Source organism: Halorubrum tibetense (genome assembly GCF_042661865.1).
Lineage (GTDB): Archaea > Halobacteriota > Halobacteria > Halobacteriales > Haloferacaceae > Halorubrum > Halorubrum tibetense.
Genome location: NZ_JBHSWW010000698.1, coordinates 1 through 548 on the forward strand (window position 1 = coordinate 1; position 548 = coordinate 548).

1 protein-coding gene is annotated in these 548 nt (G+C 50.7%); it reads left to right on the forward strand.

Annotated features, from left to right (window positions below):
- A partial coding sequence (locus tag ACFQEU_RS17810; protein WP_379784325.1) for a type II secretion system protein GspJ occupies positions 1-548 on the forward strand: 548 nt, incomplete at both ends.

The window sequence follows — 548 nt, forward strand, 5'->3', positions numbered from 1 at the left end:
GGGTGGGCCGAAAATTTGAGTTTATCGGCGAGGAAGTGAGCCAGAGTTTAGCGGGTGCCGAAGAAACCAAAGACGATACTTTTCAAGGCTATGGTGAAGTTTACGAAACTCGGGATTTAAAACAACAACGTAAAAACTTGTTGGAAACCTTGGACAAAGATCATCGTTTATTGCGCTTGGTGCGCGCTGATTGGGTTAACTTCGGTCAAGCCCAGCGCAGCGACTTACAGCATGTGACTTACGCCTGGCATCAAGGCGCCATTTGGCGCTTCTTTCGCCCCATAGATAGCGAAATATTTGGCGATGATCCGGCCACCGATGAGGTGTATATCGAAGATGTGTCCTTGGCGCGTCGAATTATTTCCGATGTCAACAATGTCACCGTTAAATACCTTGTGCCGGGCAGTCCCTTTGAAACCGAGAGCAGCTGGTCGAGCGTATGGCCCACCACGGCGACTCGCACCTCGGGCCCGAGCAGCTCATCCTTGCCTCAGGCCGTTGAGGTTGTACTGGAGTTAAAAGAGCTAGGCGAAATAAAGCGCGTTTTT